Here is a 21,793-nt window from a genome sequence, read left to right as displayed (position 1 = left end):
GTTCTTATTTCGGTTCCTGATAGGGAAACAATTTTACCAGACCTTCATACAGACTTCTGTGAAGAATGGTTGCATGGTTATCCGTTTCCATCATTTTATATTCTACCGTCCAGTTTTTTTTGTTTGATTTTTTAAGAATGTCAAACAAATCTTCTGCATCTTTTACCATTACTTTATGCTCGCCTTTTCCGACAGAAACATATATAAATTTCTTTTTGTCGGCTGATTTAGAAAGCAGCTGTTTGGACTGCTTTAAAAGGCTTTCATCATCCCACCACAAACTCGGACTGATGATAAAATAATTATTGAACATTTCAGGTTTTTTCAATAAAATTTCTGTTGCCAGAAGTCCGCCAAGCGATTGCCCGAACAGGTAACTGTCACCGGTTTTAAACTGGTTTTCAACATAAGGCTTCAATTCTTTTTCCAGGAAACTGATAAACCGAGCCGAATGTCCCGTGGTAGGATAATCTTTCTGTAAATCCTTTAGATCCGTATGAAAAGTAAAGTCTTTTTTTCTGTCAATATTAGCAATTCCAACCACTATCGTTTCAGGCATGCAATACATTTGATTAAAAAACTGCACCAAGCCGACAACATGAATAAAATCCTCATTCATGCTTCCGTCCAGAAGATAGATGACCGGATAGGTTTTTGTTTTGTTGAAATTCTGCGGAAGGTAGATGTTTAATGTTCTTTCTTCATCTAAAACCTTAGAATTTAAGGTTCTTATTTCTCCGATGGTTAAAGGTTTTACATTTGTATTCTGGGCTGAGACCATGAATTGAAATGCAAACAGGAGACTGCAGAAAATGAGAATTTTTTTGTACATTTTTTTGTTCTATTTTTTTCCCATTATTTTCATGAGACTATGTATTGAAACCTAACGGGTTTTAAAAACCCGTTAGGTTTGACTTATCAACAATTATTCAAAATTTAAGAAATCATATTCAATATCAGACCGGTGATAATTTTTAAAAACTTCAAGTGAATCAAAATATCCCATGATCTCCATTCTGTTTAATTTACTTTTTTTTTCAGGATGCAGATATGAATTATATGAAGAATGTTCCCATTGATCAGCCTTGTTTACAAATCCGTGATTAACCGGATTATTATGAATATAATGCAGAACTTTCAGTAAATATTTCTCATCTGATATTTTCTTCCGCTTTACTGCATTAAGAAAAAGTGCACCCTTACGATCATATTTTTTATTAAATGCTTTTGCATAAGAATTGAGGAAATTTCCAAAACTCTTCATTAAATATTTATGTTGATCCTCATCTAAAATTGAGTCTAAATTTTTAAACCTCAACAACAAATGAAAATGATTCGGCATCAAGCAATACGCATATATTTCTGCTATTGGAATAATATATTTTAAAAGTTTATCTAAAAAATATCTGTAATTTTCAGTTTCCCGAAAAATCAAATCCTTTCCGTTACCATGCGTGTAAACATGATAAACATATCCGCATTCAAAACTTTCTTTACTTGACATTCTTCTTTCATTATGTGTGTAATTTCCAAACCTCATAGGTTTTAAAAACCTATGAGGTTTATTTAGATAAGTTAATTATTTCACATCATCCCAAATACCATAATCAACCACTTTTGTAGGAATCTGCTGAACATATTCCGTAAAAGGTTCGCAGGGCAGAATGGCGTCTTTTCCTTCTCTTGCCAGTTCCTGGTAGAGTTTTGTGCCTTCCGTTTTCCATTTGATCATTTCATCGGAAACATCACGGATAATTTTGGCCGGACTTCCTACAATCAGTTTCCTCGCATCACACCTGAAATTGGCAGGTACAAAAGCCAGTGCACCAATGATGCATTCGTCACCGATAACGGCTTTGTCCATTACCACTGCATTCATTCCGACCAGACAGTTTCTTCCGATATGCCCGGAATGAATAATGGCTCCATGGCCGATATGTGCTGATTCTTCCAAAACCGTTTCAATCCCCGGAAAAACGTGAAGCGTACAGTTTTCCTGAACATTCGCCCCGTCTTTTACGATAATTTTGCCCCAGTCGCCACGGATCACTGCGTTCGGACCGATATAAACTTCTTCGCCGATTTCTACATTCCCGATAATTACCGCCTGCGGATGAACGTAAGCGGAGGGTTTAATAATCGGGCGAATGCCGTGATATGAATAAACTTTCATAATTTTAATTTGAAAAATTTGAGAATGAGCTAATTTGGAAATTAATTATACTTTTTCAATCACCATTGCATAGCCCTGCCCGACACCGATACAAAGGGTACACAATGCATATTTTTTATCCTGTTTCTGAAGTTCCAGGGCCGCGGAACCTATTAATCTCGCACCGGAAACGCCCAGCGGGTGGCCAATGGCAATGGCTCCTCCGTTTGGATTGACTCTTGCATCATTATCCTGTAAACCTAAAGTTCTGGTTACCGCTAAAGACTGCGCTGCAAATGCTTCATTCAGTTCAATAACATCCATCTCATCTAACGAAAGGTTTAATCTTTTTAGTAGTTTCTGTATGGCTTCCACCGGTCCGATTCCCATAATTCTCGGCTCAACACCGGCAACAGAAGATCCCAGAATCTTTGCTTTTGGTTTTAATCCGTATTTCTTTACTGCCTCTTCACTTGCCAGAATTAAAGCGGCAGCGCCGTCATTCATTCCTGAAGCATTTCCAGCTGTTACCGTTCCTCCTTCTTTTTTGAAAGCGGGACGAAGTTTTCCCAATCCTTCCATTGAAGAAGCAGGTTTGATGAATTCATCCTTATCAAAGATTTTCGGATCGCCTTTTTTCTGTGAAATTTCAACTTTTACGATTTCTTCCGCCAGCCTTCCGCTTTCCTGTGCCCGGGTCGCTTTCTGCTGAGACCAAAGGGCAAATTTATCCTGGTCTTCACGGCTGATGCCGTGCATTTCCGCTAAGTTTTCAGCAGTGTCTCCCATGGCGTCAACACCGTACATCGCTTTCATTTTAGGATTCACAAACCTCCATCCGAAAGTGGTGTCAAACATCTGGCTGTCTCTTCCGAAAGCGGTGCTCGGTTTAGACATCACATAAGGCGAACGCGTCATGTGTTCTACTCCGCCGGCAATGTAAATTTCACCTTCTCCTGCAGCAATCGAACGGAAAGCATTGGCCACCGCCGACATTCCCGAAGCACACAATCTGTTTACGGTTTCCCCTCCTATTTTGTACGGAAGCCCAGCCAGTAAAAGTCCCATTCTCGCAACATTCCTGTTGTCTTCACCGGCCTGATTGGCGCATCCGAAAATAACATCCTCAATTTCCTCAACGGGAACTTCAGGGTTTCTGGCTATAATTTCTTTCAGCACAACAGCAGCCAAATCATCGGCTCTCACTTCTGATAATGCTCCACCCAGTTTTGAAATGGGCGTTCTGATATAGTCTATGATATATACGTTGTTCATAATTTTGCTTTAGGCTCTAAGCTCTATGCAGGAGGCTTACAGCTTTAAAAAAAGCCTGCTGCCTGTTGCTTCAAGCTTCTCGCTTATTTATAATTCTGTTACTTTTTTTCCTATTTTGTAAACTGTCCCGACGAATTTTGCAATCAGTTCGTTGTTTTGATTGGTAATTTTAATATCGTAAACAGCAGTTTTCCTGGTATTGTTTGCCAGTATACTTTCTGCTCTGAAAATATCACCTTCTTTCCCGGCTTTGGTAAAATTGATGATGCAGTTTAAGGCAACAGCTGCATCTCCGGTATTGTTGGAAGAGAATGCCAGCGCAGAGTCTGCAAAAGCAAACGTAACGCCGCCGTGGACTGTTTTTAACCCGTTGATCATCTCTTTTCTGATGGGCATTTCCAGCAAACAGTAATTTTCTTTGATATCGATCATTTTGATATTCATCCATTGGGAAAACTCATCCTGATCAAACATATATTCTGCAACCTGTCTTGGATTCATCTTTAATATACGCTATTTATTTGTTCATATAATTCATCAGACAATTTATCATAAATATTCATGGTTCTGCCGAGAATTACCTGTTCGTGTGAGAGGCTTTCTGAATCTAACGGATTTTCATTTGAATAAGGAGCATTTAAATCAATGCCATATTCACTGGCTAATCTTTTAATCAATGCTTTATATTTTTTATTAAACTTTCCTAATAGCTCAAGTTTTTCCTGATCATCATTTATTGAAGAAAGCTCCTGAATGATGTACTCTTTTTCAATGAGAAGCCTTGTTTCCAATTCTGCTCTGAATCCGTCTATATCCATACTATTAATTTGAAAATTAAATCAATTTAATTTACGCAGTAACGGGCTTTGCCTGTACCTTTCTTCCTGGTATTCTTTGTAAAGATCCTGCAGGATTCCGGAGATTTCTGCATACCCGATTTCTTTTCCCCAGGCCAATAATCCTTTCGGGTAATTGACGCCTTTCTGCATGGCCAGTTCGATGTCTTCGTCGCTCGCAATGCCTAATCTTTTGGCTTCAACGGCTTCATTGATCAGCATGGAGATAATTCTCAGGAAAATCTGCCTGTACAGCGTCTCATCTTTCAGAGGTTCGGTTTTTGTCGCTCCCTCTGCATAATCATAGAATCCCTTTCCGGTTTTCCGACCGTGAAGCTTGGCTTCAGACATCCTTTGCTGCAATAGGGACGGCTTGTATTTCGGATCGTAAAAATATTCGTTGTATACTGTTTTTGTTACCGAAAAATTCACATCTACCCCAATGAGATCCATAAGTTCAAACGGACCCATTTTAAAATTTCCTAAAGTTTTCATCGCATCATCCACCTGTTCTACGGTGGCAATGTTTTCTTCCACAATCCTAAGACCTTCCCCATAATACGGGCGGGCAATCCTGTTTACGATGAATCCGGGAATATCTTTGGCAATCACGGGTGTTTTACCCCAGTCTTTCATCAGGCTGTATATTTTTTCCGGTAATGATTTTTCAGTCAGCAAAGATGGGATTACCTCAACCAATGGCATCAGCGGTGCCGGGTTAAAGAAGTGGATCCCGATGAAACGCTCCGGTTTCTGTAATTCAGCACCGAGAGAGGTGATGGAAATGGATGATGTATTGGAAGCAATCACACAGCTTTCTGAAATATGTTTCTCCAGTTCTGTGAAAACTTTGGTTTTGATTTCCTTGTTTTCGATGATAGCTTCGATGATTAATTCGCAATCTTTGAAGTCCTTCAATTCTGTAGCGATGGAAATATTCGCTAAAATTTCAGTCATTTTTTCTGCCGAAATTTTTTGTTTATCAACCAATCTGGTCAATGTTTTTTCTAAACCTACGGTTGCCGTCTCTATCTGTTTTGCGTTGGTGTCATAGACCCAAACCTTGCATCCGTTCGTGGCGGCTACCTGTGCGATGCCCATTCCCATCGTTCCGGCACCGATAATTCCTATATTCATATATTTAATTTGAAAATCTGAGAATGAGTTAATTTGAAAATTATTTAAGCTTTGAACTTGAAATAATTTTAGACAGAATTAATAAAATTTCTTTTAAATCGGAAATTAATTTTTCGTTTGGAGATTTGAGATGCGGAGATTTTAAACACAACAAAAGCCAATATTCTGTTTCATCACTTTCTTTCGCTGCAATTTTTAACTTATGAATAGAATCTGCTTTGCTTTCCGCGTTTTGAGCCTCTCTTACATTTGCTCCAATTGAAGTTCCCGACCTGAAAATTTGATTTGCTAAAGAAAATTTTTTAGTTTCATATAAATCTTATGAAAATTCTATAATATCCAAAGCAAAATCGAAAGTCTTAGCTACAATAATGTTTTCTCTGTCATTCCTTATTTTCAAATTCTCAAATTAATTCATTTTCAAATTGATTATCTTCCTTTATAATCAGGTTTTCTTTTTTGTAAAAATGCCTGTACGCCTTCTTTAAAATCTTCTGTTTCTGCTGCTTCCTGCTGCAGGTCGCCTTCTAACTCCAGCTGCTCTTTCAATGTATTGTGGTATGACTGGGCAAAAGCTTTTTTGGTTAATTTAATGGCAGCAGTCGGCATATTGGCCATTTTTTCAAGGATTTCCATTGATTTGGGTGCAAATTCCTCTTCACTGAAAACCTCAGCTACCAAACCGTAAGATTTTGCTTCTTCCGCAGATAATCTTTTCCCTGTAAATGCTAAATAATTTGCCAGTTGCCTGCCCAGTAATTTCGGCAAGAAGTATGTTCCACCAGTATCAGGAATCAAGCCGATATTGGAGAATGCTTGGGCAAAATAGGCTTTATCGGCAGCCAGAACAAAATCAGAAATCAGGGCTAGCATAGCACCGGCTCCTACTGCAGGACCGTTTACCAAGGCAACAACCGGTTTTCTGCAACGTGTAATTTCATTCACCAAAGGATTGTAATAATCTACCACGATCTTTCTGATGATATCGTCATCACGATGTTCATTTCCCTGAATGAAAGCATCATCCAGATTCTGTCCGGAACAGAATGCCCTTCCCCGTCCTGAAATGGCAACGCACCTTACGGTTTCGTCATGGCTGCATTCTTTAATAAAATCTTTAAGATCTGATAAAGACGGCTTGGTAAGCGCGTTCATCGTATCCGGTTGATTAAGGTAGGCAATTTTCAGTTTCCCGTCAAAATGCGTTTCGATATCCAGTTGTGTGTACATAGTTTAAATTTTTATTTGAAAATTAGTCAATTTAAAAATTCTGATTTCACTACTAATTTACTCATTTTCAAATCAGCATATTTTTCAAATTGTTTAATGGCATTTAAAATAATCAAAAGGCTCCAGGCAGTCCAGGCACTGGTAAGATGCTTTACACAGCGTAGACCCGAACCTGCTGATCTGTTTTGAGTGCATCGAGCCGCAGCGCGGGCATTTTTTCGGTTTTCCGATGTGATGTTCGTCTGCTCCTTTTTCGGGCGGTGTGATTCCGTAAACCCGGAGTTTTTCCCTCGCTTCATCCGTCAGCCAGTCTGTTGTCCAGATCGGAAACATTTTGGTGACTACTTTTGCATCCCATCCGTTTTCCTTCATGATCTTGATGATGTCTTCCTCAATGGTAAACATAGCGGGACAGGCAGAATAGGTTGGCGTGATCGTTACTTCACAGGAATTCCCGCCCGTCACTTTTGCCTCTCTGACAATGCCCAGTTCCACGATATTGATTACCGGAATTTCCGGATCAGGAACCAATTCTAATATTTCTAAAGGATTTTTCATTTGTTATTTTGAAAATTTGAAAATTTGGGAATTTGAAAATTAAAAGCAGTTTGCCATTTTCAGATCAGCACATTTTCAAATTAACACATTGATTTTTTTACCACGTACATCCCGGATATGCTCTCTGCATATACTGCAGTTCACAAAGCATGAATCCGAAATATTCCGTATGATAACCTGTCCGTGATTTTGGCTGCATGAATGGATTTGCAGGATATTCCAAACCGAAATCCTGAAAATCCCGTGTGGTAACAGATATAAAATCCCCATACAGAGCGTCGACGTCCGGAGCTACATTTAAAACGATTAAATCATCTTCTCCCTCCACTTTCGCAAATAAGCCTTGGGTATATTCCCAGATATTGTCAACGGCTTTTACCAAACGATTGCTGCTTTCTTGTGTTCCCTGAGCAAAAATTTTCATCCATGAAGCAGCATGTGTGTAATGATACCTTACTTCTTTCAAGGATTTCTGAGCAATGGCGGAAAGTTCTTCATCGGCAGAATTTGATAAGGCCTCGTACATCAGTTTCTGATAGACAGAGAAAACATATACTTTCAGGATCGTCTGTGCATAATCTTCGTTCGGAAGCTCTGCCCAGTGTGCATTTACATATTCATGCTCATGCCTTAAGAAAGCCAGATCATCTTCGCTTTTGCCGTTGTCTGCCACTCTTGAAGCGTATACGTAAAAGTTGTTGGCCTGTCCCAGCTCATCCAGGGCAATATTCGTCAATGCAATATCTTCCTCCAGGTAAGGGCCTTCGCCGCACCATGCCGATAAGCGCTGTCCCATAATGAAGCTGTCGTCTGCCAGTTTTAATAAATAATTATATAATGGATTCATTGTTTAGTAGATTTCAGATTTCAGACATTAGATATCAGATTGATAGAAAGTCTATTATCTGATATCTCGCTTCTTATAATCTTTATTAATTACATATTTTTTACATCGTTAGGAATCTCATAGAATGTCGGATGGCGGTACAGTTTGTCATCAGCCGGATCAAAGAAAGCTTCTTTATCAATTCCTTCTGAAGTCACAATATATTTACTTGGAACCACCCAAACGGAAGTCCCTTCTTTTCTTCTGGTATACACGTCTCTTGCATTCTGCAATGCCATTTCTGCTGTTGGTGCCTGTACGATGCCAACATGTTTATGGGACAATCCCGGTTTCGTCTGGATAAACACTTCCCACATATCTAAATTTGCCATAATTCAATTTGAAAATTTGAAAATTATTTAATTTGAAAATTGATGATTCTGTCTAATTGAAAATTTGATAATAAATAATACATTGAAGGTAATTTTCAAATTAGTACATTTTCAAATTATATTACTTTTTGTTGTTTCTCTGCAAAGGCTGCCGCTGCTTCTTTTACCCAGGAATTTTCCCGCTGTGCTTTTCTCTTGGTTTCAATACGCTTTTTGTTGCACGGTCCGTTTCCTTTTAAGATTTCCATGAATTCACCCCACGGAAGTTCCCCGAAATCATAATGCTGCCTTTCTTCATTCCATTTCAGATCTTTATCAGGAATGGTTAATCCCAGGAATTCAGCCTGAGCAACGGTAACATCCACGAATCTCTGGCGCAGGCTGTCATTGCTTTCCCTCTTCACCCTGTAGTTCATCGAGATTTTAGAATTCGGCGAACTGTCGTCATTTGGGCCGAACATCATTAAAGCCGGCCACCAGAACTGGTCTAAAGACCGTTGGGCCATTTCTTTCTGCTGCTTGGTCCCCCGGCAAAGGGCCATCAGAATCTCGTATCCCTGTCTTTGGTGGAAAGATTCTTCTTTACAGATTTTCACCATGGCTCTGGAATAAGGCCCGTAAGAATTTCCCATCAGCATTACCTGGTTCATGATCGCAGCACCGTCAACCAGCCAGCCGATGGCACCGATATCTGCCCAGCTTAAGGTAGGATAATTGAAAATACTTGAATATTTCGCTTTTCCTGAAAGCATATCGTCGTAAGTGGCATCCCGGTCTGCCCTGATCGTTCCGTTTCCTAAGGTTTCAGTGGCAGAATACAGATATAAACCGTGACCGGCCTCATCCTGAACTTTAGCCAGAAGCGCCATTTTCCTTCTCAGCGAGGGTGCCCTGGAAATCCAGTTGGCTTCCGGCAGCATTCCGACGATCTCAGAATGGGCGTGCTGTGAAATCTGGCGAACCAATAACTTCCTGTAATCATATGGCATTACATCTTTCGGTTCTACTTTATTTTCTTCGTGTACGTATTGTACGAATTTTTCTAAGTCCATAATTTTTGAATTTAAAAATTAAATAATTTGAAAATCTGCGAATTAGGCAATTTGAAAATTAAAACACGATAATGGCATTTTCAAATTAGCACATTTTCTCATTTTCAAATCGTCTTAAACATCATAATTAAGCATCACCACATTGGTTGTCGGGTGGCACTGGCAGGTCAGAACAAAGCCTCTGGCTACTTCTTCTTCGGTAAGCGCGTAGTTTTTCTCCATGAAAACTTCTCCTTCGAGAACTTCCGCTTTACACGTACAACACACGCCTCCTTTACAGGCAAAAGGCACAGGAAGATTGTCTTTCAACGCTTTATCTAAGATACTTTCTTTTTTTGAATTGAGGTGGAAAGAATATTCATCATCATCGATAATCACCGTCACCATGCTTTCGATATTGGCAATTGCTTTGAATTCATCACTCATTTCCGCAGAATCCTCTTCATCCGGAGCCGAGAAATATTCAAATAAAACCTGAATCGCCGGTACTTTTTTCTCTTTCTTTAAATAATCTGAAATCCCTTTGATCATTTCCGAAGGCCCGCAGATAAAATAAGTGGCTTCCCTGATATCAATATCGGTATACCTTTCAAATAAAAGATCTAATTTTTCAGGAGAGATCCTTCCTTCAAAAATCGGGTCCTCATGCTTTTCACGACTGACGAGGTAAACCACTTTCAGCCTGCCACTGAACTGTTCCACCAGTGCATCAATCTCTGCTTTTTTCATCACATGGTTCATGCTCCTGTTGCTGTAAAACAGATAAGCATTCGAATTAGGCTCCTGATAAAGGCTTTCCTTTATATTGGAAAGAATCGGGCTGATCCCGCTTCCTGCCGCTAAACCGACATATGTTTTTGTATTGGTGGGGTGATACGAAGTATTAAAACTGCCCATCGGAGGCATCACTTCCAGAACTTCATCCATGTGAAGATGCTCATTGAAATATCCGGAAACCTTCCCGCCTTCCAACAGCTTCACCAATACTTCCAGCGTATTGCCTCTCTCACTCGGAGCATTGCAGATGGAATAAGAACGGCGTTCTTCGTTACCGTTAACCATCAGTTTAAAGTTAAGGTACTGGCCCTGCCTGAACCTGAATTTGTCTTTCAGCTCTTCAGGAATTTCCAGTGCAACATTAACGGCATCGCTGGTATCTTTCTGAACTTTTACCGTTTTTAGTTTATAAAATGAATTCATTTCGATTTTAGTATTCTGTTAATTTTTCCACCTTCGCATTTAGGCAAACTGTCCTGGGCATGGATTTTTACTTTTGTGGTAATTCCTACCCTTTTTTTGATTTCGTTTTCGATGTTTTTCCCGAAATTTCCTGTGAAATCGAGGTATGCATCTGTATCTAATTCCAGATTTTCTTCCGTTACGAGTACATCATCAATCTCAACATCAATATCCAGTGCCACGCACATCTGTTCTTTTTCAACCGGGGTCAGGTAATAATTCGGCACTACGCCTTTTACATGGGAAAATGCTTCTTCAATCTGGCTCGGGTATACATTGACACCTCTTACAATCAGCATATCATCGGCACGGCCAAGAATCGGTTTCATTTTAACCATGGTCCTTTTGGCATTTTTGTCGTAATACAGACTTGTGATATCATTGGTCCAATAGCGCAGCAGCGGCATGGCTTTTTTCGTTAAAGTCGTAATCACCAAAACCCCTTCTTCGCCCAGCGGAAGCGGCTCTTTTGTAATCGGGTCTAAGATTTCCGGATAAAAATGGTCTTCCCAGATGTAAGAACCTCCTTTTTCCTCAAAGTCTTCCATAGAGACTCCGGGCCCGATGATCTCACTTAAGCCGTAGATATTGGTAGCATGTACACCCAGTTTTTCTTCAATATGATGCCTGATGATTTCCGTCCAGGGCTCTGAACCCAATACGGCATATTGTAAACTGATTTCGTCTACCGGGATTCCTCTTTTTGTAAATTCATCAGCAATGGTTAAAGCATAAGAAGGCGAGCAGCAAAGGACTTCAGGCCTGAAATCGATGATTAAATCAACCTGCCTGGCCGTCATTCCTCCCGAAACAGGGAGAACGCTCATGCCTAATTTTTCTGCACCGTAATGAAGCCCGAGCCCGCCTGTGAAAATCCCGTAACCATAAGCGTTATGTAACTGCATTCCCGGTTTTGCGCCGGCTGCATTCAATGACCTGGCAACCACTTCACTGAACAGGTTAACATCTTCGCTGGTATACCCTACTACTGTAGGTTTACCGGTGGTACCGCTTGAACAATGGATTCTCTGCAGCTCGTTTTTCGGAACCGTAAATAAACCGAAAGGATAATGGTCCCTTAAGTCCTTTTTAAAGGTAACCGGAAGCTTTGTGATGTCTTCTATTGATTTTATATCATCAGGCGATATTCCTGATTCATTGAATTTCCCTCTGTAAAAATCAGATCTTTCCTGAAGATAATGTACCAGACCCACCAATCTTTCCGACTGGAGGTGCCTTAACTGATCTAATTGTAAATATTCAACCGGGAAATCCATAATCAATTAACTAACACTTGTTAGGTGTAAATGTAAAAAGATTTTATGACCTGGCAAAATTTTTATGATTTTTGTCACCTTTAGGTTAAGAGAATCCTTTATTAAGATGGCTATGTTTTCATAATGATAAAAAAGGCGCTTAAAAAATCCACAAAATCTTCCATCCGAACTAATCTAAGCGTACATCTTAATCATGTTGAGGTTCCTGCGGAACAACAAATTGCAGTTTAAGCTTTGGTAAAAATTTAGAATTAAATTATTTTTTATTATTTCCAAGCAGTCCGAAAAGGATCTTATCCCGTATTTCATCGGTGATTTCGGTAGTGGACTCAATATTTCTTTTGAACCAGAAATACGAGTTGTTCAGGGTATGAAGTATAAACCTTGTGGTGAAAGCCGGAGACTTAAGCTCCCAGTTTTCTGCCTGGTAGATTTCAGAGATGAGCTCTTCTACCTCCTGCTGGTAATTTTTTCTCAGCTCTATAAATTCAGGCAGCCTTTCTTCCAGATGCTTCCATTCATTAGAATAAATATGGGTGACGTCACGGTTTTTAAGAACAACAGACAAATGCTTATCAATAAAGAGATTCAGCTTTTCCTTAGGAGGAATACCGGTAGTTTTCACTTTCTGAAGTTCGGTAAAGAAATCATTGGCAATCCCGAAGCAGATCCATTCCAGAATTTCTTCTTTGGAACGGATGTGCGCATATAAAGAGGCGGCCTTGATGTTCAGCCTTGTGGCCAGATCCCGTACAGAGCTGCCCATATACCCTTTCTCTTTGAAAAGTTCTACGGCAATGTCCAGTATTTTCCTTTGTTTTTCTTTCAGTTCCATCAATGGAGGCAAAAGTAATTATTTTGATTTTAATAACCTGATTTTGAGAAGATGATTTTTAACGCAATGGCCTGAGTATTTTATACACCCATTGAAGTCCTATGAACTTTCTGCTTTTCTATCCATAAGGAATATTTATATTATCATATAAAACAGTCTGACGATTCTTACTCTATTTTGAAAAGAATTCTTAAGATCCGGAAATTTTGTCAAGCTAACTTTAAACAAAAATGCATATTTCGGAAATTTTGTCTTTATTTTTTAAAAATTCAACAATTGAATACTTTTTGCGGTAAAGAAATCAGAATTAAATGATTAAATAGGATTAGGGCATCAGAAATTAGAAAACAGGAGTTGGATATTAACATGTATCTGAACCATGGAATCTGAAATCTGATGTCTGAAATCTAAAACTGAACTAAGTAAAGAATCAAAAAAATATAAATAATATGAACCTAAACCAATATACTGTAAAATCACAGGAAGCCATCCAGGCCGCACAGCAGGTCGCTATGGAGTTTGGCAATCAGAGTATAGAACCCCAACATCTTCTGGAAGGCATCTTTCAGGTGGATGAAAATATATCGCCTTTTTTATTAAAAAAATCTGAAGCAGACGCTGCTTTGGTAAGGGAACGCAACCGTGAAAATTTAGAAAAACTTCCAAAAGTACAGGGAGGCAACATTTACCTTTCACAGTCGGCGAACAAAGTACTGCTTGATGCACCCAACATTGCTAAAAAGATGGGCGATGAGTTTGTGACCATAGAACATTTGTGGCTTTCACTGTTAGAAACAAATTCTGAAGTTTCTAAAATGCTGAAAGATATGGGCGTTACCAAAAGTCTTCTGGAAGGCGGAATTAAAGAATTGAGAAAAGGGAGCAAAGCAACTTCTGCAAGTTCGGAAGAAACCTATCAGTCCTTAAATAAATATGCTAAAAACTTCAATGAATTAGCGGCGGAAGGAAAATTGGATCCGGTTATCGGCCGTGACGAAGAAATCAGGAGAGTACTGCAGATCCTTTCAAGAAGGACAAAAAACAACCCGATCCTGATTGGTGAACCGGGAGTCGGTAAAACGGCCATTGCTGAAGGGATTGCCCACAGAATTATTTCCGGAGACATTCCTGAAAACCTGATGGATAAAACCTTGTATTCACTGGATATGGGAGCCCTGATTGCCGGCGCGAAATACAAAGGTGAATTTGAAGAGCGTTTGAAATCCGTAATCAATGAAGTTACCAAATCCAACGGGCAGATCATTCTTTTCATCGATGAGATCCACACGCTGGTGGGAGCCGGCGGCGGCGAAGGGGCAATGGATGCAGCCAATATCCTGAAGCCTGCCCTGGCAAGAGGTGAATTAAGAGCCATCGGTGCCACGACTTTAAATGAATATCAAAAATATTTTGAAAAAGACAAAGCTTTAGAAAGACGTTTCCAGAAAGTAATGGTGGAGGAACCTGATACGGAATCTGCAATCTCCATTCTTCGCGGAATCAAAGATAAATATGAAGCCCATCATAAAGTAAGAATCAAAGACGAAGCGATTATCGCAGCAGTGGAAATGTCCCAACGGTATATTTCAGACCGTTTCTTACCGGACAAAGCCATTGACCTGATTGATGAAGCTTCCGCCAAACTGAGAATGGAAATCAATTCAAAACCTGAAGAGCTGGATGTTCTTGACAGGAAACTGATGCAGATGGAAATTGAACTGGCTGCCATTTCAAGAGAGGGGAACCAGACAAAAATTGAGCATTTAAAAGAAGATATTTCAAAAATTTCCGAACAGAGAAATGAAATCAATGCCAAATGGCTGAAGGAAAAGCAGAAATCTGAAGATTTAACCCAGATAAAAAAAGACATCGAATCCCTGAAATTGGAAGCTGAAAAAGCATCAAGAGCAGGAGATTATGCAAAAGTTGCGGAAATCCAGTATGGAAAAATAAAAGAAAAGGAGGATGCCCTGCAGAAACTGGAACTGGAGATGCAGAACCATCAGAATGAACTGATTAAAGAGGAAGTAACCGCAGATAATATCTCCGAGGTTATCGGAAAATGGACAGGAATTCCTGTTACCAAACTGCTGCAGTCCGAAAGAGAAAAATTATTGCACCTGGAAAATGAAATCCATCACCGGGTTGTAGGACAGGACGAAGCCATCCAGGCGGTAGCAGATGCAATCAGAAGGAACAGGGCGGGATTAAGCGATGAGAAAAAACCCATCGGGTCATTCCTTTTCCTGGGAACAACCGGAGTCGGTAAAACCGAGCTGGCAAAAGCGCTGGCTGAATTTTTATTCGACGACGAAAACAACATGACGAGGATTGATATGAGCGAATACCAGGAACGCCATTCGGTTTCAAGATTAGTCGGTGCGCCTCCGGGATATGTAGGTTACGATGAAGGCGGACAGCTGACGGAAGCGGTGAGAAGAAGACCTTATTCAGTCGTGCTTTTGGACGAAATCGAAAAGGCGCATCCTGATGTTTTCAATACGCTGTTACAGGTTCTGGATGACGGGCGTCTGACAGATAATAAAGGAAGGGTTGTGAATTTCAAGAACTCGATTATCATCATGACTTCGAATTTAGGTTCGCACTTAATTCAGGAAAATTTTGAAAATATTACCGATGAAAACCAGGACGAGATTGTTGGCAAAACAAAAGATGAGGTTTTTGACCTGCTGAAACAGACCCTGCGCCCGGAATTCCTGAACAGGATTGATGAGATTGTGCTGTTCCAGCCTTTGAGGAAAAAAGAAATCGGAAAAATCGTAACGTACCAGCTGAGAGGGTTCAACGATATGCTTGCAAAACGGAATATTATTATGACGGCCACCCAGGATGCTCTAAATTATTTAACCAATAAAGGCTACGATCCGGCTTTCGGGGCAAGGCCTTTGAAAAGAGTGATACAGCAGGAAGTCCTCAATAAATTATCAAAAGAGATTCTGGCAGGAACCGTTAACGACGGCGACAGGATCACCCTGGATTATTTTGAGGAGACGGGTCTGGTTTTCCGGCCTGCAGAACTGTAAATAGTTTTTTCATATATATATTATTTTTGTAATAAGTGCCGCAGATAAAAGTCTGCGGCATTTATTTTTCATACGGAATTTCATGCGAAGCCCTACATTATCTCTAAAGTTCCTTATCAAACAATATCAATTTTTACAATAAATAATTAAGATAAAAAGCTGTTTTAGTATCACATATATATTAAAAATGTATAATTATTATTCATTGAATAATAAAATAACTCAACAAATATGTGAAATACTTGTGTATTAGTTCCGGATTATTTAATTTCATCATCGTAACAAAATATATATTTATGAAGAAACTAATGTATGGAGTTCTTATGTTGAGCTTCCTATCCGCCTGCAACAGTGATACTATTGCAAACTCAAATGGAGAACCTGATAACCTGGCTGCTACGGCGGGAGGTACTGCTTTACAGCGAGGCTGTGCTTCTGAAGAAATCAGGAAGGCTGCCCTGCAGAACAGTTCTGAGCTCAGACAAAAATATTCGGAACTTGAATCTAAAACTGAAAAATTTGAAAATGACTTTAAGCTAGGAAAAGTATTAGCTGACGGTACTGTAGAAATCCCGGTAGTAGTGAATGTCTTGTACAGGACTTCTACAGAAAATCTTTCTGATTCGCGGATCGCAGAACAGATTGCCGTTTTAAATGCCGATTATGGCGGAACCAACACCGATGCCTCTAAAATACCTGCTGCATTCCAGAGCATAAAAGCCGGAGACGTAAAGGTGAGGTTCAGGCTGGCAAATACCGTGAGAAAAGCGACTACAAAAACCAGCTGGAGTACCAATGATGCGATGAAAAAAGCTTCCAGCGGGGGAATTGATGCGACCAGTCCGTCCAATTACCTGAATATCTGGATTGTCGGAAACATGGGACAGATCCTGGGCTATGCCACATTCCCGGAATCTTCAGGCTTATGGAATGACGGCGTGGTGATCGCGGCTTCCTATTTCGGGAAAACAGGTGCTTCGTCTCCTTTCAACCAGGGAAGGACGGCTACCCATGAAGTAGGCCATTACCTGAACCTGAGACACATCTGGGGAGATGCCAACTGTGGAAACGACCTGGTATCAGACACGCCTACACAGACTGCTGCCAACTATGGGAAACCAAGCTATCCGCTGTACAATACCTGCAGCGGCGTACAGCGATCCGTTATGTTCATGAATTATATGGATTATGTAGATGATGCTGCCATGTTTATGTTCTCTGCGGGACAGAAAACAAGGATGCAGTCTGTAGTAGCCTCTTCAGGTGCAAGATCAGGACTGAGGATATTATAAAACTAAATCAGTTTTTAAATTTAATCTTATAATTCTATATAAGTTAAAAGCCGCAACGTTTGTTGCGGCTTTTAACTTGCCTGCTTACTGAGGAAATTGCAGAAAAAATGTGCTGCATCCAAGAACTGCAGAAAGCTACCTTGACCAGCTTTGCGAAAAACTGGAACTGAAAACCAGGGTCGGGCTTGCCGTTTTTGCCCTTAAAAACGGTTTCGCAGATTCTTAAAAGAGAAAAACTTTTTCATTACTGAAAAAGTTTTTAAGTTCTACCATATTTTACTGTTATCAGCAGGCGTGTAATCCATAAAAATACCACCGTCAAGATGTACGGACTTCGCTTTTTTCGTAACCGGAATGGTCAGCATGGTTTTTTTCTGGTCTTTTTCCCATACCGATGGTGAAAAATGCAGTTTTTCAGCCGTTCCGTCCTCATAACCTATTTCAGCGTCGAAAGGAATGGCAAAACCTCCTACGTTATCAACATACACCGTCAGAAGATCGTTTACCTGTGAGGTATCTGAAATTTTCAGGTCAATATAATAATTCGTATAAAACCAGTTATTGAAGAACCAGTTGAGGTTTTTACCCGAGCCTGTGTTCATTGAATTGAAATAATCCCACGGAACCGGATGCTTCCCGTTCCAGTTGTTCATATAATGGTGCAGTGCCTTTTTAAAAAGGCCATCTCCCAGATAATCTTTCAAGGCCAGATAAGACAGGGAAGATTTCACATAAGAATTGTTTCCGTACCCTGCACCGCTTACCTGCGTGCTCATCGTGATGATCGGCTGGTCCTGTTCTGCAGAAGGATCGCTGATCCATCTTTTTACCCTGAAATTTTTATAAAATTCCTTTGCCTTTGCCTCACCGTTTTCATCAATCCCGATAAGGTATTCCAGTGTGGTCGCCCATCCTTCATCCATAAAAGCATACCTTGTTTCATTGATTCCCATGTAGAAAGGGAAATAGGTATGTGCAATTTCATGGTCTGCGGTAAGCCTTGCATCCTGGAAATCATCCGGGATACTGGTATCGTTAATCATCATCGGGTATTCCATATCTGCATACCCCTGAACTGCGGTCATTACATTGTACGGATATTCAACGCCCGGCCAGTTTTTTGAAAACCAGTCCAGGTTATAGCGCATCCATTCCGTATAATGTTCAAAGTCTTTCGCTCCGGCTTTATATGCAGCCTGAACGCTGGCTCTTTTTGTTTTAAGCTGGACACTTGAAGCATCCCAGGCATAATGGCTGCTCAGGGCAAAGCAAAAATCGGTAATATTTCCGGCTCTGAATTTCCAGGTATTCCATTTGTTCGTCTTGGTTACTTTTCCGGATTTCATTTCCTGTTCGGAAGCTACATGAATGATTTTATCGCTTTTTAACGAAGCTTTGTATCTTTTCAGATATTCAGGCTGAAGCACGGCATCAGGGTTCAGGAAATCTCCCGTTGCCCAGACCACATAGTTCTTCGACGCTGTAATGGCGAAGCTGTAATCATTAAAATCATTATAAAACTCCTGCCTGTCTGAATGAGGAAGCAGGTCCCAGCCGTTGTAATCGTCATAAACGGAAACCCTGGGAAAAGAATAGGCCACATAAAAAGTTTCGGGATCAATCTGCCCTTCCCTGCCGCTTTGTACGGATAAAGGATACTCCCACTCTATTTTGATTTCCGCTTTCGTCCTGGATTTCAAAGCCTTACTAAGCTTTACCTTTTCTACAGTTCCCCAGTCATCTGTATTTACTGCGTATTTTTCACCATTGACCATGAATGATTTGATTTGAAGGCCTGATGATAAAAAATCTTTCGACACCACGCCGGATCTCGGGGCCTGGGGTTTATGCAGATTGTTGACGAAGCGTATGGCCAGTTCATTAAGATCGTCCGGACTGTTATTGCTGTATACAATGGTTTCTTTTCCCGAAACTGTTTTTGAAGCAGCATCTACCTTTACTTCAACATTATACACCCCTTTATTCTGCCAGTAATTTTTACCGGGAGCACCCGAAAGGTCACGCGTACCGTTTTCGTATGCTTTTTTAATATTTCTAGGCATATACAGTTCCTGGGCGGAAACCTGTAATGAAGCCGACATGACCAATCCAAAGAAAAGTTTTTTCATGTAAAATTTTTAATACCTTATTACAAAATTAAGCAAAATGTTGCAGAAAAATCATTATGTTAAGTCTCAATATGATGAAGAAAATTCAATATTACATCCTTCCCTGCTCGTCTGCTTTCTTAATGGATTTAGCATCCTTCACCGATTGGTTTCCGAAGTTGAATTTTAAAGAGAGGGTAACGCTTTGCGTATCGCGGTAATCAATAAAATAGTTATCCTGGTTGGCATATTTGGTACTTACCTTTTCTCCGGATGTCCTGAAAATATCATTAAAAATAAAGCTTGCTTCCATTTTGTTGCTGAAAAACTTTTTATTCATCACCAGATAGGCAGATGAAGAGCCTGAAATCCTGAACGTTCCCTGGATAGAAGGCGAATTGTACCGGTGGCCCAGCTCGAGTTTCCATTCACTTTTTTTATCAAGTGTAAAACTGGTGGAAATATCAGAAACCCAATTCCAGACTTTATTTTTATACAGAAGACGGTCAATCCCGATAAAATAATTTTCATTGTGTTCGAGATTTTCGGAGAAGCTAAAACTCCACCACGGCTTAAACTGGAAATTTTTGTACAGGCTTACCCCATAGGCCTGCCCTTTTTCAATATTCGTATAATAATAAATCAGATTATTGACACTTGGGTCCTGATAAGAGATTTCCATCGAAGGGAAGATCTCTTTCCGGTAATAGAAATCAAGGTTATACTCTTTCCAGGTGTAAGTAAAATTAAGGTTATGGATGATGGTAGCCTTAAGTTTCGGGTCTCCCTGGAAATAAGAAAAAAGGTTATAATAAGACTTTGCCGGATTGAGCCATGAATAAGACGGACGGCTGATGCGCTTCCCATAGGAAAGCCCGAACTGGTGATTGTTTTCTGTAGTATACTGGGCATAAAACGTGGGAAACAATTTCCAGTAATTGTTTTTGTTGATTTCAAAAGGCTCCGAGACAACACCTTCCAGATCGGTTTTCTCAGCCCGCAGCCCGGCTTTGAAATTCCACTTTCCGGGATTGTACGCCAGTGAAGAATACAGTGCGAAATTATGCTCTTTATAATTAAAAATATTGCTTTTATCTGCTCTGTACTGCAGCCCGCCGTTTTCGTTATCAGAAAAATCAAGCTGGCTGCCGGTTGTCACGAAACTGTACTTCCCTCCGGATTCCAGTTCCCATTTTTCGTTTTTCCACTGGTAATCTGCCTGTGTGGAATAGAGCTGCACATCACTTTTATTGTTGGTTATAAAATTATTCTCTGTGGGAGCCTGGTTGACAAAATCAAGATACGTCAGTACATTCTGATATTTCCGGGCATTATTCCCTGCAAAATAATTCGTCCATGTGAGTTTGCTTTTAGCACTCAGCTTCCGGTCTGCCTGAAAACTTACGGAATTATTGATGATCCGGGAATGGTGGTCATTAATGGTGGTATAACTGGATTCCGCCACATTCTGATCATTGTAAATCAGAGTCGGGACATTATAGGTTCCAAAAGAGTTAGGACTGAAAAACCCTGAATAATTCAGGCTCACGTTCGTAAGGCTGTCGATTTCATATTCCAGATTGAAATTCAGGGTATTCTGGCTTTTGTTCCGGTCTTTCCTGTTCATGGTGCTGATCCATCGCGTCCGGTCTTCGGCATAGTTTACATAATCTGTACCTTCACGGTAATATGTACCGCTCCCGAAATAATAACCTGCCATGACCGAAAGCCTGTTCTTCTTATAATACTGCGAAATTCCGGCCAACCCTTTTGCATATTGGCTCTGTATGTATTTTGAGGTAATGGTTCCGCGGTACCCTTCAATCTTGTTTTTCTTCATCACGATATTGAGGACTGCACTTCCGGATGCTTCATATTTTGCGGGCGGGTTGGTAATCACCTCAACGGATTTCACTTCATCGCCCTGGGTATTTTCCAATAAGTTTTTCAGTTCATCCCCGGTCAGCATCACTCTTTTATCATTGATGGTCACCAGAATACTCTGGCTTCCCTTGATAGCTAAGACATCGTTTCCTGCAGTAACCCCGGGTGTTTTTTTAATAATCTCCCAGGCATTGAGTGAAGAAATATTACTGTTTTCCACGTTAAATTCCAGCCGGTCTATCTTTCTTTTTACCAAAGGTTTCTGCCTGGTCATTACGACTTCCTGAATGTCCTGCACCTCTTTTTTCAGAACAATCTGCAAAGGTCCGTTTTCAGCTTCCAGATTGAGCGTTTTTTCAGCCCGGGCATACTCCAGATCTTTAATAACTAGCTTTACCGACTTATCATCGATATTTTCCAATATGAAAAATCCGTTCTGATCTGTTGTTAAAGTCTTTATTAAAGCATTCTGCGAACCGTAAATTTCTACCGAAACCAAAGGAAGCTTCTGATTCTGACCATCGGTAACCGTACCCTGTATGGTGTGCTTCTGGGAAAACAGCAGTACCGGAAAGAACAATAAAATGAAAAATTTATACATACTTATTTTTTTAACATTTGAAAAACGGAGCAATACTTTTCCTCCGTTACAAAAG

Annotated in this window: 20 protein-coding genes; 2 read left to right on the top strand and 18 right to left on the bottom strand. The window is 40.2% G+C overall.

The window, feature by feature from the left end; genetic code table 11:
* Window positions 1-4: 4 nt before the first annotated feature.
* From SD427_RS02690 to SD427_RS02615, 16 genes are all read right to left on the bottom strand, one after another.
* Window positions 5-832, bottom strand: a complete 828-nt coding sequence (locus SD427_RS02690; protein ID WP_320559773.1) for an alpha/beta hydrolase — start codon at window positions 830-832, stop codon at window positions 5-7.
* A gap of 93 nt (window positions 833-925) precedes the next feature.
* On the bottom strand, window positions 926-1,504 hold the full coding sequence (locus SD427_RS02685) for a transposase (RefSeq protein WP_320559772.1): 579 nt from the start codon (window positions 1,502-1,504) through the stop codon (window positions 926-928).
* 75 nt (window positions 1,505-1,579) lie between these two features.
* Window positions 1,580-2,173 (bottom strand): transferase hexapeptide repeat family protein, encoded by a 594-nt coding sequence (locus SD427_RS02680; RefSeq protein ID WP_320559771.1) that lies wholly within the window; start codon window positions 2,171-2,173, stop codon window positions 1,580-1,582.
* Between the two features lie 45 nt (window positions 2,174-2,218).
* A complete protein-coding gene (pcaF, locus tag SD427_RS02675) occupies window positions 2,219-3,427 on the bottom strand; it encodes a 3-oxoadipyl-CoA thiolase (RefSeq protein ID WP_320559770.1) in 1,209 nt (402 codons plus the stop codon).
* A gap of 87 nt (window positions 3,428-3,514) precedes the next feature.
* A complete protein-coding gene (locus tag SD427_RS02670) occupies window positions 3,515-3,928 on the bottom strand; it encodes a hotdog fold thioesterase (RefSeq protein WP_320559769.1) in 414 nt (137 codons plus the stop codon).
* 2 nt (window positions 3,929-3,930) lie between these two features.
* Window positions 3,931-4,245 carry a hypothetical protein gene (locus SD427_RS02665; protein WP_320559768.1) on the bottom strand — a complete coding sequence of 105 codons (315 nt, stop codon included), beginning with the start codon at window positions 4,243-4,245 and terminating at the stop codon, window positions 3,931-3,933.
* A gap of 21 nt (window positions 4,246-4,266) precedes the next feature.
* Window positions 4,267-5,400, bottom strand: a complete 1,134-nt coding sequence (locus tag SD427_RS02660; protein ID WP_320559767.1) for a 3-hydroxyacyl-CoA dehydrogenase NAD-binding domain-containing protein — start codon at window positions 5,398-5,400, stop codon at window positions 4,267-4,269.
* Between the two features lie 40 nt (window positions 5,401-5,440).
* A complete protein-coding gene (locus SD427_RS02655) occupies window positions 5,441-5,659 on the bottom strand; it encodes a four helix bundle protein (RefSeq protein WP_320561003.1) in 219 nt (72 codons plus the stop codon).
* 170 nt (window positions 5,660-5,829) lie between these two features.
* Entirely contained in the window at window positions 5,830-6,630 is an 801-nt protein-coding gene (locus tag SD427_RS02650; RefSeq protein ID WP_320559766.1) for an enoyl-CoA hydratase/isomerase family protein, read from the bottom strand.
* A 93-nt stretch (window positions 6,631-6,723) separates the two neighbouring features.
* Entirely contained in the window at window positions 6,724-7,188 is a 465-nt protein-coding gene (gene paaD / locus SD427_RS02645; protein WP_320559765.1) for a 1,2-phenylacetyl-CoA epoxidase subunit PaaD, read from the bottom strand.
* A gap of 97 nt (window positions 7,189-7,285) precedes the next feature.
* Window positions 7,286-8,035: a 1,2-phenylacetyl-CoA epoxidase subunit PaaC gene (paaC, locus tag SD427_RS02640; RefSeq protein ID WP_320559764.1), complete on the bottom strand. Its 750-nt coding sequence runs from the start codon at window positions 8,033-8,035 to the stop codon at window positions 7,286-7,288.
* A gap of 89 nt (window positions 8,036-8,124) precedes the next feature.
* Window positions 8,125-8,406 (bottom strand): 1,2-phenylacetyl-CoA epoxidase subunit PaaB, encoded by a 282-nt coding sequence (gene paaB / locus SD427_RS02635; protein ID WP_034695796.1) that lies wholly within the window; start codon window positions 8,404-8,406, stop codon window positions 8,125-8,127.
* Between the two features lie 116 nt (window positions 8,407-8,522).
* Window positions 8,523-9,458 (bottom strand): 1,2-phenylacetyl-CoA epoxidase subunit PaaA, encoded by a 936-nt coding sequence (paaA, locus tag SD427_RS02630; RefSeq protein WP_320559763.1) that lies wholly within the window; start codon window positions 9,456-9,458, stop codon window positions 8,523-8,525.
* 114 nt (window positions 9,459-9,572) lie between these two features.
* Window positions 9,573-10,658, bottom strand: coding sequence for a 2Fe-2S iron-sulfur cluster-binding protein (locus SD427_RS02625; protein WP_320559762.1), 1,086 nt, complete (start codon window positions 10,656-10,658; stop codon window positions 9,573-9,575).
* The gene (locus tag SD427_RS02620; RefSeq protein ID WP_320559761.1) at window positions 10,655-11,974 is read right to left on the bottom strand and encodes a phenylacetate--CoA ligase; all 1,320 of its coding nucleotides are present in this window, start codon (window positions 11,972-11,974) and stop codon (window positions 10,655-10,657) included. Before SD427_RS02620 ends, SD427_RS02625 begins: the two co-directional genes overlap by 4 nt.
* Before the next feature lie 256 nt (window positions 11,975-12,230).
* Window positions 12,231-12,821, bottom strand: a complete 591-nt coding sequence (locus SD427_RS02615; RefSeq protein WP_320559760.1) for a TetR/AcrR family transcriptional regulator — start codon at window positions 12,819-12,821, stop codon at window positions 12,231-12,233.
* Window positions 12,822-13,258: 437 nt separating this feature from the next.
* On the opposite strand from SD427_RS02615, the gene clpB reads away from it, so the two are divergent.
* Together clpB and SD427_RS02605 are read left to right on the top strand one after the other, a co-directional pair.
* Window positions 13,259-15,853, top strand: coding sequence for an ATP-dependent chaperone ClpB (clpB, locus tag SD427_RS02610; RefSeq protein WP_320559759.1), 2,595 nt, complete (start codon window positions 13,259-13,261; stop codon window positions 15,851-15,853).
* A 296-nt stretch (window positions 15,854-16,149) separates the two neighbouring features.
* A complete protein-coding gene (locus tag SD427_RS02605; RefSeq protein WP_320559758.1) occupies window positions 16,150-17,145 on the top strand; it encodes a zinc metalloprotease in 996 nt (331 codons plus the stop codon).
* 266 nt (window positions 17,146-17,411) lie between these two features.
* Here SD427_RS02605 and SD427_RS02600 read toward each other — a convergent pair whose 3' ends face one another.
* Together SD427_RS02600 and SD427_RS02595 are read right to left on the bottom strand one after the other, a co-directional pair.
* On the bottom strand, window positions 17,412-19,274 hold the full coding sequence (locus SD427_RS02600; protein WP_320559757.1) for a M1 family metallopeptidase: 1,863 nt from the start codon (window positions 19,272-19,274) through the stop codon (window positions 17,412-17,414).
* Window positions 19,275-19,365: 91 nt separating this feature from the next.
* On the bottom strand, window positions 19,366-21,738 hold the full coding sequence (locus SD427_RS02595) for an outer membrane beta-barrel family protein (RefSeq protein ID WP_320559756.1): 2,373 nt from the start codon (window positions 21,736-21,738) through the stop codon (window positions 19,366-19,368).
* Between the last annotated feature and the right edge of the window lie 55 nt (window positions 21,739-21,793).

Source organism: Chryseobacterium sp. JJR-5R (genome assembly GCF_034047335.1).
In the GTDB taxonomy this organism is placed as follows: Bacteria; Bacteroidota; Bacteroidia; order Flavobacteriales; family Weeksellaceae; genus Chryseobacterium.
This window is presented reverse-complemented; position numbering and strand designations above follow the sequence as displayed.